Raw genomic sequence first — 16,386 nt, forward strand, 5'->3', positions numbered from 1 at the left:
GAATCTTCGGGACCCTCTTCCACCGCCTCGGCCTCGCACGATCGCGTACCGCGTGCCCTGGTCCGTTGACCGGAGCGGCGCGCCGCACTACCGGATCGTCAACACGAGCCGCGAGGAGTTGCGCGGTGTGACCGTAAGCATCGCGGGCAACGCTTCTCTGCGAGTCAGCGCCCCTACCTCCATCCGGCCGGGCGAGGCCGTCCGGGCGAGCGTCAGCGGCGGTCATCCCGAGCGGGACACCGTCCTCGTCGTGCGCTGGTTTCCGCCGGACGGCCGCGAGTACCTCTGGCAGATCAGTTTCTGAGGACGATCGAGCGGGGCGGGCCCGCCTCTGCGGAGGAGTGCGGCGGGCCCGACGCTCGGCTCGGGGTTCGGCTGAGCGCGCGGCGAGCATAAACTCGGGAGATGGCCCGCACGCAGTTACCCCTCGTCTCGGTCACAGGCGGACCGCCTCGCGGCGGCGACACTCCGCACGCACTCGACACAGCACTCGACCGGTTCCTCGCCATCCAGCGCCCTGCGGCCGTGGCCCATCTGCGAGCGCTGCGCCGACGGCACCCGGACGCCACGGCCGTAGAGCTGGCCAGGATGCTAGAACGGCGCTACCTGGCCGCCGTCACGTCCGGCGGAGCGGCTGTCGGAGCGACCGCTGTCATCCCGGCGATCGGCACGGGCGTCACGCTGGCGCTCTCGGGGCTCGAGACCGCGGGCTTCCTCGAGTCGACCGCCCTCTATGCCCAGTCGCTGAGCGAGTTGCACGGCATCGCCGTCGGCGATCCATCCCGGGCGCGGGCCCTCGTGCTGACGATGATGCTCGGACGCGAGGGTTCGGACCTCGTGCGGCAGTTCGGCGGTCAGCTGACAGGAGAGGGAGCGGCGCGCAGCGCATACTGGGGAGAGCTCGTGACCTCGGCCCTGCCGCAGATCGTCGTCGGCCCCCTGGTGGATCGGCTGCGCAGCGCTTTCATCCGACAGTTCGCCCTCCGCGGCGGGGCGTCTCTCGTGGGGAAGGCCATTCCGTTCGGGATCGGTGCGGTGATCGGCGGGACCGGAAACCACATCCTGGGCCGCCGTGTCGTGGCGAACTCCCGACTGGCCTTCGGTCCTCCTCCGGCGGAGATCCCGGCGGCGCTGTCACCCGGCGACGCTCCGGGAGCGGTCCGGCGCCTGGGAGCTGCGGCCGGCGGCGGTGTTCTGCGCGCCGGACGGGTGCTGCGCGCGGCCGTGCCGTCGCGCAAGGAAGCGCCCACCCTCGAACCGCCGCCGAGTCCGGAGCGATATCCGAGCCGCCCTGCCCGGGAGCGATCGCGCCCGGCCGCGCAGACCACGAGCGCCGGCCACCCTCCGCCGGTGGCCGGCACGCCTCTCTCGCATGCGGTCGACCGCATGACATGGGCCGTTCGCACCGGGTTCGTTCACGATGTTATGGAGAGTCATCGGGAGGCGGAAGGTCGCCCACAGGACTCGCAAATAGAACACTCAGGTTGACATTCCAAGCTGTCCTTGCTTGGAAGGAGCAGCTCACCATGACCGACACCCCGATCACTCCGGAGCCCGCGAAGGGACAGCACGACGCCGATGCCGAGGCGGTCGTGGAAACGGGCGCTCACAGCCCCGCAGCGACGCCAGAGGCCGCAACGCCGATACCAGCAGCCGAGACGGTTGCGCAGACGGCGACGCCCCCGGCAGCGGCGGCTCCAGCTCAGCCCACCGCCGCCACTGCGGCCTGGACTGCGCCGAAGGCCCAGCAGACCCCAGCCACGGACCCCGCGGCGTCTCCGCAGCCGACCGCACAGCAGATCCCCGGGCAGCAGCCCCCTACGCAGCAGGCCGACTACGGCGATGGCGCTTTCGGGCAGCCTGCCCAGCCATACGCCCCGGCCCCCCACAGCCACCAGCACGGCTACGCCGCCGCACCCGGCGTCCCCGGAGCGCACACGGCTCCGAAGCCCGAGAGCAAACGTGACAGCACCGGCTTCATCATCGCGACACTCGCCATCGGAGCGCTGATCGGGGGTGTCGCCGGAGCGGGAGCCGGCATCGGCCTGTACGCGGCGACCTCGAACAACGCCACTATCAAGACGGTCTCCGGACCGCAGAACATCACGGTAAACGACACCAACAACGCCACGACGATCACCGCGGCGGCCGCCAAAGCGACCCCGAGCGTCGTGACCATCTCGGTCAGTTCGTCGAACGAGGGCGGCACCGGCTCCGGCATCGTCCTGTCCGCGGACGGGTACGTGCTGACCAACACCCACGTCATCACGCTCGATGGCCAGGCCTCCGACGTGAACGTCACCGTCACCGACAACAACGGCAAAATCTACACCGCGAAGATCGTCGGGACCGACCCGACGACCGACCTGGCCGTGATCAAGCTCGACGGAGCCAGCGGGATGACGCCGATCGAGTGGGCCGACTCCAGCAAACTCAACGTCGGCGACACCACGATCGCGATCGGCGCTCCGCTCGGTCTCTCCGGCACCGTGACAGACGGCATCGTCTCAGCGCTCAACCGCTCCATCAGCATCGCCTCCTCGGCCGCGCCGAAGTCCACCGAGAGCGACGGCGGCAACGGCAGCAGCCAGAGGAGCCCGTTCAACTTCGACTTTCCCGGACAGGGCGGCGACTCGTCGCAACAGCAGTCCAAGAGCACCAGCACGATCGCGCTGCCGGTCATCCAAACCGACGCATCGATCAACCCAGGCAACTCGGGCGGGGCACTGCTCAACAGCAAGGGCCAGCTGATCGGCGTGAACGTCGCCATCGCGAACGCCGGGGGCAGCAGCAACAGCAGCCAGTCCGGCAGCATCGGCGTCGGCTTCTCCATCACGTCCAACCTGGCGAAGCGCGTCTCCAACGAGATCATCCACAAAAGCTCGGCCACACACGGTCTGCTCGGCGCCTCCGTCGCCGACGCGAGCTCCGACAGCAAAGCGGCCACGGTCGGCGCACAGATCAAGGAGATCACGAGCGGCGGCGCGGCGGCCTCCGCCGGTCTGAAGGCCGGCGATGTGATCGTCAACTTCAACGGTGTGCCGATCACCGGCGCCACCGACCTGACCGCTCAGGTCCGGGCGCTGGCGGCCGGGGCGAGCGCAGACCTCACCTACATCCGCGACGGTCAGACCAAAACCACCTCGGTGACCGTCGGCTCGCTCCCGGCCAGCTGAGTCCCGCCCGCAAGAAAGCCGCCCGGCGCCCGTCGCGCCGGGCGGCTTTCGCACGTCCGCCAGGCGTTCGCACGGGGCCCGCTGATAAACTCACAGCCGACCGAGAACGATGAATGGACCGAATGCAGCACGACAGCACGAGAACCCTCCCCGGTGTCTCCTATGTGATTCCTGTGCTCAACGAAGCCACCCACGTCCGGGCCGCTGTGGACAGTCTGCTCGCCCAGGACTACACCGGCCCGTTCGAGGTCACCATCGCGCTCGGCCCGAGCATCGACGGGACGACCGAACTGGTCGAGGAGCTGGCCGCTGTCGACTCCCGCATCCGCGTGGTCGGCAACGAGGCCGGTTCGACGCCGGCCGGGCTGAACCTCGCCATCCGCGAGTCGCACTATCCAATCGTGGTCCGCGTCGACGCCCACAGCGTGCTCCCCACGGACTACGCCCGCATCGCTGTCGAGACCATCCTGGAGACGGGCGCGGACAATGTGGGCGGTCTGATGGATGCCCAGGGCACCACCCCGTTCGAGCGTGCCGTCGCCCGGGCGTATGGCAGCCGCGTCGGCCTCGGCGGCACCAAGCTGCACGTCGGCGGCGAAGCAGGCGCGGCGGAGACCGTTTACCTCGGTGTGTTCCGCCGCGACCGGCTTCTGGAGGTCGGGCTGTTCGATGAGGAGATCAAGCGAGGGCAGGACTGGGAACTCAACCGGCGGCTGCGGCACAGCGGCGGCACGGTGTGGTTCACACCGCGTCTCAAGGTCACCTACCGTCCCCGGCCGAACCTGTATCGCCTCGCACGGCAGTTCTTCTCCACGGGTGTTTGGCGCGGCGAACTGGCGCGGCGCTTCCCCGCGTCGAACGGCCTCCGCTACTTCGCCCCGCCGGTGATGGTGCTCGGCTTCGCTCTGGGCGTGCTGCTCGGGATCGGCGGCGTCGTCCAGGCGGCGCTCGGCGGCACACCCTGGCTGTTGTGGGGGCTGGCCGTCCCGGAGACCTACCTCGTCCTCGTCGTGGTGTCAGCCCTGCTCTGGGGCCGCAGGGACGGTTTTTTGTCCCTGCTCTGGTTTCTCGTAGTCTTGCCCTGCATCCATTTCAGCTGGGGGATCGGCTTCATCCTCGGATACCTGTCGCTCACCCGCAACATCACGGCCCACACGGGAAGGTAGGCATGTCAGCACCCGGTTCCGGCGCGCGACCCGCACGGCCGTCTTCGATCGCCCAGCTCCGGGCGGTCGCACAGCCGCCCGAGGTCCGCGGCCGCCGCAACGCCGAACACTGGACGGCCTCCCTCTACCTGCGGAACCTCTCGCCCTACCTAACCTGGTCGCTGCTGAGGACCTCGATCTCGGCCAACGGCGTGACCGGCCTGATGATCCTCACCGGCTGGGCGACCGCCGCGAGCCTGCTCATCCCGGGCATCGGCGGCGCCGCCCTCGCCCTCGTGCTCGGCCAGGCACAGATGCTGGTGGACTGCTGCGACGGCGAGGTGGCCCGCTGGCGCGGGACCTCCTCACCCGCAGGCGTCTTCCTCGACAATGTCGGGCACTACTCCACCGAGACGCTGATCGCGATCGCTCTCGGCATCCGCGCGGCGGGCTACCCCTTCGAGACGCCGGCGGACTTCCTCTGGACCACCCTCGGCACGCTGCTCGCGCTGATCGTCGTGCTGAACAAGGCGCTCAACGACATGGTGCGCGTCGCGCGCGCCAACGCCGGGCTGCCGAAACTCACGGAAACGCAATTCGAGTACGCGCCGACCCACGGCCTCATCGCCAGGCTGCGGCGGGCGGCACGCTTCGTGCCATTCCACCGTCTGTACCACTCGGTCGAGCTGACCATGCTCATCTTCGTGTCCGCGATCGCCGGGCTCGTCATCGGGCCGGTGCTGGCGGACCGCATCCTCCTCTCCGCCCTGGTTCCGCTCGCCCTGCTCGCTCTGATCGGGCACTTCGTGACGATCATGGCGTCGAAGCGGGTCCGTGTCTGACCCGGCGATCGCCGTCGTGGTGCTCACACAGGGCACGCGGCCGGTGGAGCTGCGCCGTGGTGTCGAGTCCGTCCTGGCGCAGTCCGGCGTGTGTACGGACATCGTCGTGGTCGGGAACGGCTGGGACCCGGCGACCGCGGAGCCCGCGCTGCCAGCGGGCGTCAAGACCCTCGCACTGCCGGAGAACCTGGGCATCCCGGCCGGCCGGAACCGCGGCGTGCCGCTGGTCGAGGGCGAGACGCTGTTCTTCCTGGACGACGACGCCGCCCTCCCGGAGCCGACGTTCCTGGCCGACGGGGTAGCGCTCATCCGGGCCGACCCGGGCATCGGAATGCTCCAGCCACGACTGCGCGACCCGGAGGGGAAGCCCGCGCCACGCCGCTGGATTCCGCGCATCCGCAAGGGCGACGCCGCGCAGTCCGGAAACGTGTTCTCCGTCCTGGAAGCGGCCGTGCTGCTCCCCCGGACGGTCTTCGACGCCGCCGGTGGCTGGGCCGACCCGTTCTTCTACGCCCACGAAGGCATCGATCTGGCGTGGAAGGTCTGGGATCAGGGCAAGCGGGTCTGGTACACCGGCGACCTGGTGGCCGAGCACCCCGCTGTCTCCCCCACTCGGCACTCGTACTACTACCGGCTCAACGCGCGCAATCGTGTCTGGCTCGCACGGCGGAACCTGCCCGCGGTGCTCGTACCGCTGTACGTCGGCTCGTGGACCGGCATCCAGCTGCTGCGCTGGTTCCGCAAACCTGCTGTCCTCCGTGCCTGGTTCGGTGGCTGGGCGGAGGGCTGGCGCGCCGATCCCGGCGAGCGGAAGCCCCTGAGCTGGCGGACTGTGTGGCGGATGACGCGCGCCGGCCGGCCGCCGATCGTCTAGCCGGCAGGCTCGACCCGGTAGCGCCGCAGTTCCAGCGCAGGGTTCCTCTCGCGCACGGCTGCGAGACGCTCGGGCGAGGCGTTCGCGACGGCGACGCCGGTCTCCTCACCGATGCCGGCGATCGTGACCCCCACCGGATCGACAATCCGGCTGGCGCCGACACCGGATGACGGAGGATGGCCCGCAGCGGCGATGTAGATCGTGTTCTCGATGGCGCGCGCGGCGAGCAGCGTGGCCCAGTGCTGCTCTTTGAGCGGACCGCGCACCACTGGGCGGGAAGGGCGACGAGCTGCGCTCCGGCATCCACGAGGCGGCGGGTCACTTCGGGAAAGCGGAGGTCATAGCAGGTCTGCATCCCGACCCGGAGGCCGTCAACGTCGAACGTCTCCGGCCGGGCAAGGTCTCCCGGGATCACCCAGTCGGACTCGCAAGAGCCGAACGCGTCGTAGAGGTGCTGTTTGCGGTACACCGCCACCGTCGCCCCCAACGGGTCGACGGCGACGAGCGTGTTGGAGAACTTGTGAGGCTCCCCCGTCCGCTCGACCAGTCCGGCGATGGCGAACACCCTGTGCCGGCGGGCCGCATCCGCGAGCGAATGGACGAAATCGCCATCGAGCGGTTCGGCGTTGTCGGCGAAAGAGAGACCGAGCGGGTCCGCGAAGTATGAGGAGTGCTCGGGGAAGACGACGAGCCGCGCTCCTCGTTCCACCGCGTCGGCGAGCAGCGCCGCGACAGTTCCCCGGTTGTGAGCGGGTCGGTGGGAGCGAACTGGACGACGGCGACCCCGGCGCCGCTCACGTGGCCGCCTCGACCTCGGGAGCCGCCTGCTTCGCCGGCGCGGACTTCTCCGCGGGCAGGTGCAGGCTGATCGAGGTGCCGACCTCTTCGCTCTGGATATCGAGACGACCGCCGTGCGCCGTCACGATCGCCTTCGTGATCGTGAGCCCGAGGCCCACCCCCGGAACCGCGTTGCGTGTCGCCGTCGACGCGCGGAAGAAGCGCTGCGAGAGGCTGCTCAGCTCCACCGCCGGGGATGCCGATGCCGGTGTCGGTGACAGTGATCACCACCTCCTCCCCCGTCTCCCGCAGAGCGACGGTGACCGTCCCACCGGCCGGAGTCTTGAGCGCGTTCGAGACGAGGTTGTCCACAGCCTGCCCCAGACGGACCGTGTCACCGAGAACCTGGATGGGATGGTCGGGCACTGGCGGATTCAGTGGTTGTTGCAACACGACGATTAGCTGGCGAGTAGTTTAGCGAGGCGTTCGGCTGGGGTTTCCCAGCCGAGCGTTTTGCGTGGGCGGGTGTTGAGCTCGTGGGCGACGTTCGTCAGGTCGGTTGCGGTGAATCGGGCGAGGTCTGTTCCCTTTCCCTTGGGGAAGTATTGGCGAAGGAGTCCGTTGGTGTTCTCGTTGCTGCCGCGTTGCCAGGGACTCGCGGGGTCGCAGAAGTAGACCGGGATGTCGGTGGCTATCGTGAACGACTTGTGAGCTGCCATTTCCGAGCCCTGGTCCCAGGTGATCGAGCGACGGAGTTCGCGTGGGAGTGTCTTGACGGCGCTGATCAGTCCGTCCCGGACGGATTCTGCGGTGCGATCGATGGGGAGATGGATCAGCATCACGAACCGGGTGGAGCGTTCCACGAGGGTGCCGATGGCGCTGTTGCGGTGTCCGCCGATGATGAGGTCGCCTTCCCAATGTCCGGGAACGGCGCGGTCCTCGATTTCGGCGGGACGGTCGGAGATCATTACCATCGGATCCGCGAAACGATGTCTGCGAGCGGCGCCAGAACGATGCGGTTTCCGCTTGGCCCGGCCGGTCCGCAGCACCATCGTGAGCTCGCGGCGGAGTTGTCCACGGCCCTGCACGTAGAAGGCTTGATAGATCGTCTCGTGCGCCACGCGCATCTCCGCATCGCCGGGGAACTCGCGGATCAGCGACCGGCTGATCTGCTCCGGCGACCAACGTAGCGTCAGCTTCCGTTGAACGTAACTGCGCAGCTGCGGATTGCGGACCAGCCTCGTGGCTTTCGGTCGCGGTCGGCGGCTGGCCGCTTTCCGATGCGCCACGTATGGATGGTAGCCGCCCTCTCCAGGAAGCTGATTCCGGCGAATCTCTCGACTGATCGTCGACACCGAGCGACCAAGCTTGGCCGCGACCCGACACAACGAAAGGCCGGCCCTGGTCAGGTCCCGGATCAGCTCACGCTCCTGCAGGGAGAGGAATCGTGGGTGGAGTGCGGCTTCGAGCGAACGCATCGACGCCCGCTGAACAGGATCAACAACGACAGGCACCCTGTCTTTGTAATCGACCACGCGACCATCTGGATAAATGCGTCGCCCGTTCGACTGTCCCAGAGGTATCCCGTGTTCGGGCTGATTCCGACTCGTCCCACCGCTTCGCGGCGCGAGAGCCCGCTGCTCCGCAGCTCCAGGTACTCGTCCTTGCATGGGTGCGCGCTCATGCCGCCGCCGGTGTAGCCGTGACTAGCCAGGCCCGCCTTGCGAACCCATTGCGCGCACGTCGCGGGGTTGAACCCTAGCTCCCTCGCCGCGATCGTCGTACTCCTGGACTCCTTGAAAATGACGAAGAAGGCTTCACGCTCCGCCTGGGTGTACTTCCTCTTCCCCGCACTGCGCCTTAAACGGGACACGGTCCTTGCAACTCCTAGAAACTCCAGATGTTGCAACAACCGCTAGAACCCAAGATGCACCCGACACCGCTTCTTTTCACTCCTGTCTCCCTCATATTCTCAGAACTCACCTGCCTGACTGCTCACGCCTCCGATCCTCACGCCCTCCACCGCTCCCATCGCCCGCTCAGCCTCACCCCTTTTTCCTCCCCCTGTAACTGAAGGGACGCATGCTACGGCGGCACCGTGGAGCGCACCTCCCTCACAAGAAGTGTCTTGTGAGGGAGGTGCTGGTAAAGGGGTGGTGTGATTCGCCCTGGGTTTGGTTCCTGTTGGGAGTCTTGAGAAACGGTTGCTCTTAAGGGTGATTCGGTTTCGGTGTAGTGGGCTTGTCCGGCCTCGATCGGGGTGCGTATGTCGAGTTCTCCGTGGAAGCGCTGGTCGTTCCACCACCACACATGGGCGTGAGGAGCGAATTGGTGACAACTGATCGTTAGTGCTGTGGGGTGCTAACGGGGAGGATGTCATTATGCCTGCTGTTTATCCCAGAGAGTTCCGTGACGATGTCGCCGCGGACGACGCGGCGGAGTTGCGGGAGGCGCGGAAACGGATTCGGTTGCTGGAGCAGGAGAACGAGGTCCTTCGCCGTGCGGCGGCGTATCTTTCGCAGGCGAACCTGAAACTAGGTGGCTCCCCCAAATGACATACCCGCTCGTATCCGAGCTCGCCGACGCGGGAATCCCCGTGACGGTGTCGTGCCGGGTTCTGAAGCTCGCCCGTCAGCCGTACTACCGATGGCGCAACGACCCTGTCCGGGAAGCTGACGTGCTCCGCGCGCACCGCATCAACGCCCTGCACGACGCTCACCACGACGACCCGACGTCGGCTACCAATACCTGGCCGATGAAGCCCGTCGCGCGGGCTGGCGGATGAGCCGGCGGACGGCGTGGAAGCTGTGCTCGCAAGCCAGGATCCTCTCGTCCGCGCGACGACGAAGGCGAGGCAAGGGCAAGAAGGCCGGGCCGCCCGTGTTCGATGACCACGTGCAGCGGCAGTTCCGCGCTGATTCGCCGAACCGTGTGTGGCTCACGGACATCACGGAGCATTGGACGAGCGAAGGCAAGCTGTACTGCTGTGCGATCAAGGACGTGCCGCATCGTCGGGTACTCCATCAGCGACCGGATGACCGCGAAGCTCGCCGTCGACGCCATCCGAAACGCCGTCGCTCGCCGCGGTGACGTCACCGGGTGCATCCTGCACGCAGATAGTGAGACTGTTCGTGCTGGTGTTCTCGGGGGTCCTGACCCTCACAGCGATGGACGCGCAAGGATGCTGGTGCCGCGTGTTCTCAGGGGTTCCTGACTCTCACGCCGATCGACATCTGCTGTCTTTCCACGGATCTGTCGGTCCCCTGAGAACATCCGGTGAGGCGTCACGCCTCACCGCCGGAGTGACTTAAGGAGAGCCTGCGCCAACAGGTGCTCATCACTGTCTTGTCCGCCGGTCTGGTGGTGCGCGGTGCCGTTCCCCGCCCATGCGAACAGATCGGAGCACGACATGACCATCATCCCCGACACCGGCAAGCAACCTCAATCACGAACGTCGGTGTTCGCCGGCGTCGACACCCATAAGGAGATCCACGTCGCCGCGGTCGTCGACGAGACCGGGACAATCCTCGGAACCCACAGCTTCTCCACGACTCGCGCGGGTTATCGGGCCCTGCTGGCATGGGTGCGCAGTCAAGGCGCGTTGGTGCGGATCGGAATCGAAGGGACGGGCTCCTACGGCGCTGGCCTCGCCCGGCATCTCGCGAAGAACGAGGTGACGATCCTCGAGGTCGACCGGCCGGATCGGTCAGACCGACGCCGGAAAGGGAAAGACGATGACCTGGACGCGATCAATGCCGCCCGCGCCGCACTGCACGAGCGCCGTACAACGATCCCGAAGTCCAAGGACGGCGCGGTCGAGGCCCTGAGAATCCTGCGGGTTGCGCGAGCCCAGGCGGTCCGTGAACGCCGCAACACATTGCAGCTGCTGCGGATGTCGATCGTCGCCGCACCCGACGAGGTTCGTGACCAGGTACGCAACCTCACCCGTATGCAGCTGATCCGCCATCTCGCTGCCTGGCGTCCTGACACCTCGAACGCGACCGATCCCGTTGTCGCCTACCGGGTCGCGTTGAAGTCGTTCGGCCGCCGCTATATCGAGCTCACCGACGAGATCGTCGACCTTGACGACCTGATCAACCCCATCGTCGAGTCCCTCGCCCCCCAGCTACTCGAACGCGTCGGAATCGGCATCGAAGTCGCCGGGCAGATGCTCGTCACCGCAGGCGACAACCCCGAGAGCATGAAGTCCGAAGCCGCGTTCGCGATGCTCTGCGGCGTCTCCCCGCTACCCGCGTCCTCCGGAATGACCCAGCGACACCGACTCAACCGTGGTGGCGACCGGCAAGCCAACCGTGCCCTCCACCTCGCCGTGATCAGCAGGCTCCGGATCGACCCGAGAACGAAGGCCTACGCAGCGAAGAAGACCGCGGAAGGCCACTCGAAGATGGAGATCATCCGTTGCCTCAAGCGATACCTCGCCCGCGAGGTCTACTTCCTCCTCAACCCCGGCATCAAACACATCGCCCCGAATACCAAACCGAGGAAAATCGCCGCTTGACTCTTAGGAGAGCATCCGCGGCATAGAACGGCCGGTTCGCGGCCTGCCCGGGGCCGCCCCTTCACCATCAGAGCATCAAGGAAATGAACACCGCCGCGTATACCGATCCCAGCGGACGAGTCAGCCAGGACGTCATCTCCTCGGACACCTTGTCCGTGATCCGGCTGATCGTGTCCTTCGATACGGAGGCGCCATAGATCTCGGCGAAGAGGGCGGAAATCTCTCCCGTGGTCAGCCCGCGGGCAGTCAACGACAGGATAATCTCGTCCACCTGCCCCAGCCGGCGTTGATGCTTACGGACAATCTTGGGTTCAAAGGAACCCTCCCGGCCCCTCGGGACCTCGATCACAACCGGGCCGACCGCGTCTGTGATCACGGTCTTTGACCTCGTGCCGTTACGGGAGTTGCCGGTGTGATACCCGGCCACGTCATGCTTGCCGTATCCGAGGTGCTCGGCGAACTCCTCATCCAGCACGGTCTCCAGCACGCTCTTTGTCAGCGCGCGCATCAACCCGGGCGCCGACATCGACGCGCCCTGCTCCCGCGCCGGGCGCACCAAGTCCCACGCCAGCTCAAACTCCGCAACCGTCGGCCGGTCATCATCCTCAATTGCCGCATCCACGGCATCCATCGTCTCGGTCATCACGACCCTTCCCACCACCCCCTACAAGGCCGGCATGTCAGACCATTCACACCAAAACTCCGACAGACCCAGGTTCTGGTGACTCTTGACCTGTGGTGATGGTGGTTGCCGCAGGAAGGATGTGCAGCATGCAGGCCCTATCCGAAAGAGTTCCGAGACGCTTCTCCGTGAGCCACGCATACTGCCCCGGGTAGAACCGCGCCGTATGGTCGCGCGTGCGCAGGCCCGCGTTCGCACCCGGCGTGGCTGAGTTCACCGACCCGTACCTGGATCCGCAGGAGGGCATCCTCCGCAACCTCACCAGTGCGCGAATGGTACTGCGTGTCTATGTCAACTCGAATGACTACCGCTAGGACGGCTTGATTCACTACCACCTGGCGGGGCTGGTTAGACGGTTTGGAGCTGGTTCATGGTGTGCGCGAGACGGTAGGAGTCGGTGCCGGTCTCGATGATGGTGCTGTTGAAGGTGAGGCGGTCAACGATCGCGGCGCAGAGTCTGGGGTCGGTGAAGGTCTTGGTCCAGCCGGAGAACGATTCGTTGGAGGCGATCGCGATCGAGTTCTTCTCCTCACGCTCGGTGAGGACTTGGAAGAGGAGCTCGGCACCGCGGCGGTCCAGCTCCATGTAGCCGAGCTCGTCGATGATGAGCAGGTCGACACGGCCGTAACGGGCGATCGTACGCACCAACTGCTTCTCGTCGGCGGCCTCGACGAGTTCGTTCACGAGCCTCGTGGCGAGCGTGTATTTGACCCGGTAGCCCTTCTCCGCAGCAGCGGTGCCGAGCCCGATCAGCAGGTGAGACTTCCCGGTTCCGGAGTCCCCGATCAGGCAGAGGGGTTGGCTCTTGCGGATCCATTCCCCGGTCGCGAGCTGGTTGATGGTGGCGGGGTTGATGTTCGGGTTCGCGTCGTAGTCGAAATCGCCCAACCATTTGTCTCTCGGGAAGCCGGCGGCAGAGACGCGGCGGACGGAAGAGCGGCGGTCGCGGTCATCGCACTCGGCCATCAGCAACTCCGCGAGGAACCCCTGGTAAGACAGCTGCTCCTTCTCGGCGACCTTGACCGCCTCGTCGACGACGGCGCGGATCGTGGGCAGGCGCAGCCGCCGGCAGACTTGATCGACGGCCGCGGTCGCGGCCTCCTCGGTCAACCCGCGACGACGTCGGAGGGTGGTGGTAATGGGACTCATGTGCCGGTGTCTTCCTTCTGATTCGATACTGCAGGGAACTGGGGTGTGCGGCGAGTCAACAGCTCGTCATAGCCGGCGACTGACGGCAGCGGACGTTTGTCCGGCGGCAGGCCAGCGATCACAGCAGTCGGGTCGGCAAGCCAACGTTGAGTGAGGCTGACAACCCGCCGCTCAAGGGTGGATGGATGTTCAACGAGATGACGGTTCGAATCGCGACCACCCGCAGCGGCGTGCCGGCGTGCCTCGACCGCGACGACGTCCGCGGTGACAGCGCCAACGGTGAGCGCGGCCGCGATCCCGGCGACCACGTCGGCGTCCGTCATGGATCGATGCAGGAGGAGCACATCGATCAGTTCTCTGGTCGCGGTGGCATCCCCGTCGGTCTTGCGCGCTGCCGCCCAGAACGCCTCGTGCTCAGCGGTGAATGTCCCCGCGGCGCGTGCCTGTGCCAGTGCGGTCGAGCCAGGTAGCGCGCCCGGCTTGCCGCGGAGCACCTCGAGGTAATGGTCTAGGTTCACGCTCTGCCCATGCGCGGCCGCGACTCGGGGGTGGCGAGCGATCTCGGTGCGTCCGTCGAACACGATCACCTCCGACGCTTGCAACGACACCCGCACCGGCCGACCGATCATGCGGGCGGGGACGGAGTATTTCGCCATCCGGACGGTGATCAGGCTCGACCGGTCAACTCGCGGCGCCAACTGCAGGCCGGGATCGAACCGGTCAAAAGGCAACGAGACGAGCTGTTCCCGCTCAGCGGCGAAGTCCTGGCCGACTGTGCGGATCCGGTCCGCGATCCGCCGGTTGTCATCCGCCTCGTCCCAAACCCGGATGCGGTCATTCAGCTCCGCCAACGAGGACACGACCGGCATCGGTGAGAGATGGTTGCGTCGGAACCGGCCGACGTCGCCCTCGATCCCGCCCTTCTCGTGTGCTCCCTCGATCCCGGGTTGGCAGTAGAACGCGTCGAACCCGTAGTGGGAACGAAAGAGCACCCAGCGATCATTCTCCGCCCGCCGGCGACCCTTGCCATAGATCACCGCGGTCACCGCGGCGGTGAGGTTGTCGTACTTGATGTGCTTGGACGGGATCCCGCCGATGGTTTCGAACGCGTCGATGTGGCCCTCGAGGAATGCTTCCTGCCCCTGGGTCGAGTAGACGCGGTGAACCGCCTTCCCCGAGTGCGAAAGCCGGAACGCGAACATATGGCACTTCGTCTTCACCCCAGCCAAGATCACCCAGACCTCGCCGAAGTCGACTTCCGCCTCAGCGCCAGGTGCGTGCTCTTGCGGGACGAACACTTCCAAGCGTCGACCGGCGGCAACATCGATCTCCGGCCGGCGCCGGCGAACATAATCCCGGACCGTCGAGTACGACAACTCGACCGCGCCGTCCTCCTCCGCCAACCGCGCCAGAACACGTCGGGCCGTGTGACGCTGCTTCTTCGGCGACGTCGTGTCCTCAAGCAGCATCGAATCGATCGCCGCCTTGAACGACTCCAGTCGGGACGCGACCCGAACCGGGACCTTCCTCGGCGACGGCTCCGCCTGCGACAACGCCGTCCGCACCGTCTCCCGAGACACCCCGTGCCGCCGCGAGAGCTCCCGGATCGAGAGACCCTCGACCCACGCATCACACCGGATCCTGGCGAACAACTCCATCCGCAACCTCATGTCTGCCCTTCACCGCTGGCATCACATCACGCCAGATGCTCCAACGGTGGGGTGGGCACCGATCAAACCGTCACGATCACCCGGCAAGTCGAAAGGTGGTAGCGAATCAAGCCGTCCCAGTGGTCTCCACTCAAGCTGCCATAGTCACTTCACGAGGTCAGCTACCTCGATGCCCCATCTCGGGGCGAGGATTCCACGTCAGTGTCGAAGGGTGATGTGGCAACCGTGAACACCATCGGAGCTCCGAGAAAAGCTAAATGGAGGGTCGAATCACAGGTGACGGCCGGGCAACCGGCTGAGATCAAAGCGTCCGTGCCCCCTGTACACAGATCTCGTGCCGAATCCTCCTCGACAACGAGAGAGTCATCGACAGTCGATCAGCGCTGGGCGGAGGCCCCATCACCTGCCGGGCCATCACCCCGCCGTTCAACAAGAAACGTTGACCTGCAGCGTGCTCGCTCACCGTGGGACTGTCTGATTAACGGTGTGTGCGGGTTTGGCTTGATTCGAAAGGAGATGGCCGTGACTGACACGACCGAACTGTTGAACGACCAGATGATCGATCTTGTGATGGGAGAGATCATCGATCAGAAGGCCCTCGCCGAGCGGTTGCTCGTGCAGGCGAAGGAGCAGGGCGTGAGCCTGGTCGGACCGGGAGGACTGCTGAGAACCAGCTCACGAAGAACGTCCTCGAGGCGGCGCTGAACGCCGAGCTGGGCGAGCACCTCGGCCACGAGCATGGCGGAGCCCCGCTGGGTGAGAATATGCGGAATAGGACCAGGTCGAAGACTGTGTTCACCGAGATCGGTCCCGTGCAGATCGAGGTCCTAGGGATCGTGACAGGTCGTTCGAGCCGGTCATCGTCCCCAAACGCGGCTGGACGGGATCGACCAGATCGTTCTCTCCCTCAGCGCGAGAGGTTTAACGATCCGGAGAGATCGCGACGCACTTCGACGAGGTCTACGGAGCGAAAGTGTCCAAAGACACCATTAGCCGAATCACGGAGAAAGTCGCCGGCGAGCTCGCCGAGTGGTCCTCACGCCCGTTGGATGCGGCTCTATCCCGTGATCGTACTGTCCCTCGCCACGGTGGAGATCGCAGGATGCGACTCACGTTCACGTTGGCCCGGTACTCTTAGAGCTGTCTCAGACCGACATGTAGGGGTCGGGTCAGTTGCAGGTGAGGTGTCGGTAGATGGTTGGGCGGGTGACGCCAAACTCTTCTGCGATCTGCTGGACAGTGTGAGCGCGTTTGCCGTCGGTGCCGATTTCTTCGTACATCTGCCTCGCGAGTTTGACCTGGCGTGGCCCGAGTTTGGGTTTCTGCCTGCTTAAGGGTGAAACGATAGAGAACGCGGTTTGGAATCAGAGCGCCCGCAAGGCGGTCACGACGGCTTAGGGGCCTACCGCGCGGACACTGGTGTGCAATAGCGCGCCTAAGCCTCGGCCCGGAAGGGGGATTCGAGTAGCGTGGCCATCCTGATATGATCTTGCCGCAGGGCGGGTCGAATTTGCTCTGTCGAAAGATCTCCGGGACCTCCCGGGTAATCGGG

At 66.2% G+C, this 16,386-nt stretch carries 16 protein-coding genes and 4 pseudogenes; 10 read left to right on the forward strand and 10 right to left on the reverse strand.

The annotated features are described in order from the left end of the window. The first annotated feature begins 52 nt into the window (after positions 1-52). The 6 genes from LXX_RS06775 (at position 53) to LXX_RS06800 (ending at position 6,037) form a co-directional block, all read left to right on the forward strand. Positions 53-304 (forward strand): hypothetical protein, encoded by a 252-nt coding sequence (locus tag LXX_RS06775; RefSeq protein ID WP_041767548.1) that lies wholly within the window; start codon positions 53-55, stop codon positions 302-304. Between the two features lie 101 nt (positions 305-405). Beyond that, positions 406-1,488, forward strand: coding sequence for a hypothetical protein (locus LXX_RS14300; RefSeq protein WP_011186190.1), 1,083 nt, complete (start codon positions 406-408; stop codon positions 1,486-1,488). 38 nt (positions 1,489-1,526) lie between these two features. Continuing rightward, positions 1,527-3,176, forward strand: a complete 1,650-nt coding sequence (locus LXX_RS06785; RefSeq protein WP_011186191.1) for a S1C family serine protease — start codon at positions 1,527-1,529, stop codon at positions 3,174-3,176. A gap of 113 nt (positions 3,177-3,289) precedes the next feature. Continuing rightward, the gene (locus LXX_RS06790) at positions 3,290-4,342 is read left to right on the forward strand and encodes a glycosyltransferase family 2 protein (RefSeq protein WP_011186192.1); all 1,053 of its coding nucleotides are present in this window, start codon (positions 3,290-3,292) and stop codon (positions 4,340-4,342) included. A 2-nt stretch (positions 4,343-4,344) separates the two neighbouring features. Beyond that, entirely contained in the window at positions 4,345-5,163 is an 819-nt protein-coding gene (locus LXX_RS06795) for a CDP-alcohol phosphatidyltransferase family protein (protein WP_011186193.1), read from the forward strand. After that, positions 5,156-6,037, forward strand: coding sequence for a glycosyltransferase family 2 protein (locus LXX_RS06800; protein WP_011186194.1), 882 nt, complete (start codon positions 5,156-5,158; stop codon positions 6,035-6,037). The genes LXX_RS06795 and LXX_RS06800 overlap by 8 nt, the downstream gene beginning before the upstream one ends. Here the strand turns inward: LXX_RS06800 and LXX_RS16690 are convergent. The 6 genes and pseudogenes from LXX_RS16690 to LXX_RS16710 form a co-directional block, all read right to left on the reverse strand. After that, positions 6,034-6,306 (reverse strand): nitrilase-related carbon-nitrogen hydrolase, encoded by a 273-nt coding sequence (locus LXX_RS16690; protein WP_370558441.1) that lies wholly within the window; start codon positions 6,304-6,306, stop codon positions 6,034-6,036. The two genes, LXX_RS06800 and LXX_RS16690, sit on opposite strands and share 4 nt — an antisense overlap. Positions 6,307-6,374: 68 nt before the next feature. Continuing rightward, positions 6,375-6,746, reverse strand: a pseudogene (locus tag LXX_RS16695) (nitrilase-related carbon-nitrogen hydrolase); the annotation flags it as partial. Positions 6,747-6,831: 85 nt separating this feature from the next. Further along, the gene (locus LXX_RS16700) at positions 6,832-7,062 is read right to left on the reverse strand and encodes an ATP-binding protein (RefSeq protein ID WP_068981818.1); all 231 of its coding nucleotides are present in this window, start codon (positions 7,060-7,062) and stop codon (positions 6,832-6,834) included. Between the two features lie 49 nt (positions 7,063-7,111). Next, positions 7,112-7,267, reverse strand: a pseudogene (locus tag LXX_RS16705) (hypothetical protein); the annotation flags it as partial. A gap of 5 nt (positions 7,268-7,272) precedes the next feature. After that, positions 7,273-8,292 carry an IS30 family transposase gene (locus LXX_RS06815; RefSeq protein WP_223227743.1) on the reverse strand — a complete coding sequence of 340 codons (1,020 nt, stop codon included), beginning with the start codon at positions 8,290-8,292 and terminating at the stop codon, positions 7,273-7,275. Next, the gene (locus LXX_RS16710) at positions 8,232-8,687 is read right to left on the reverse strand and encodes a transposase (protein ID WP_223227607.1); all 456 of its coding nucleotides are present in this window, start codon (positions 8,685-8,687) and stop codon (positions 8,232-8,234) included. Before LXX_RS16710 ends, LXX_RS06815 begins: the two co-directional genes overlap by 61 nt. A gap of 508 nt (positions 8,688-9,195) precedes the next feature. Here LXX_RS16710 and LXX_RS13580 point away from each other — a divergent pair. The 3 genes from LXX_RS13580 to LXX_RS06830 all read left to right on the forward strand — a co-directional run bounded on the left by LXX_RS13580 (position 9,196) and on the right by LXX_RS06830 (position 11,333). Continuing rightward, complete coding sequence (locus LXX_RS13580; RefSeq protein WP_155806802.1) at positions 9,196-9,369, forward strand: hypothetical protein; 174 nt, start codon at positions 9,196-9,198, stop codon at positions 9,367-9,369. Then, positions 9,366-9,599 (forward strand): hypothetical protein, encoded by a 234-nt coding sequence (locus LXX_RS13585; RefSeq protein ID WP_081423054.1) that lies wholly within the window; start codon positions 9,366-9,368, stop codon positions 9,597-9,599. Before LXX_RS13580 ends, LXX_RS13585 begins: the two co-directional genes overlap by 4 nt. Positions 9,600-10,223: 624 nt before the next feature. Beyond that, positions 10,224-11,333: an IS110-like element ISLxx2 family transposase gene (locus tag LXX_RS06830; protein ID WP_011185382.1), complete on the forward strand. Its 1,110-nt coding sequence runs from the start codon at positions 10,224-10,226 to the stop codon at positions 11,331-11,333. Positions 11,334-11,349: 16 nt separating this feature from the next. Here LXX_RS06830 and LXX_RS06835 read toward each other — a convergent pair. From LXX_RS06835 to istA, 3 genes and pseudogenes are all read right to left on the reverse strand, one after another. Then, a pseudogene (locus LXX_RS06835) lies at positions 11,350-11,976 on the reverse strand (transposase); the annotation flags it as partial. 387 nt (positions 11,977-12,363) lie between these two features. Continuing rightward, a complete protein-coding gene (gene istB, locus LXX_RS06840; RefSeq protein ID WP_041767551.1) occupies positions 12,364-13,164 on the reverse strand; it encodes an IS21-like element ISLxx3 family helper ATPase IstB in 801 nt (266 codons plus the stop codon). Continuing rightward, on the reverse strand, positions 13,161-14,834 hold the full coding sequence (gene istA / locus LXX_RS06845) for an IS21-like element ISLxx3 family transposase (protein WP_041767552.1): 1,674 nt from the start codon (positions 14,832-14,834) through the stop codon (positions 13,161-13,163). Before istA ends, istB begins: the two co-directional genes overlap by 4 nt. 621 nt (positions 14,835-15,455) lie before the next feature. On the opposite strand from istA, the pseudogene LXX_RS16715 reads away from it, so the two are divergent. Beyond that, positions 15,456-15,912: pseudogene (locus LXX_RS16715) on the forward strand (transposase); the annotation flags it as partial. Between the two features lie 91 nt (positions 15,913-16,003). On the opposite strand, the gene LXX_RS16720 reads toward LXX_RS16715, so the two are convergent. Continuing rightward, positions 16,004-16,114 carry a helix-turn-helix domain-containing protein gene (locus LXX_RS16720; protein WP_370558442.1) on the reverse strand — a complete coding sequence of 37 codons (111 nt, stop codon included), beginning with the start codon at positions 16,112-16,114 and terminating at the stop codon, positions 16,004-16,006. Positions 16,115-16,386 lie beyond the last annotated feature (272 nt).

The organism is Leifsonia xyli subsp. xyli str. CTCB07 (assembly GCF_000007665.1).
Lineage (GTDB): Bacteria > Actinomycetota > Actinomycetes > Actinomycetales > Microbacteriaceae > Leifsonia > Leifsonia xyli_C.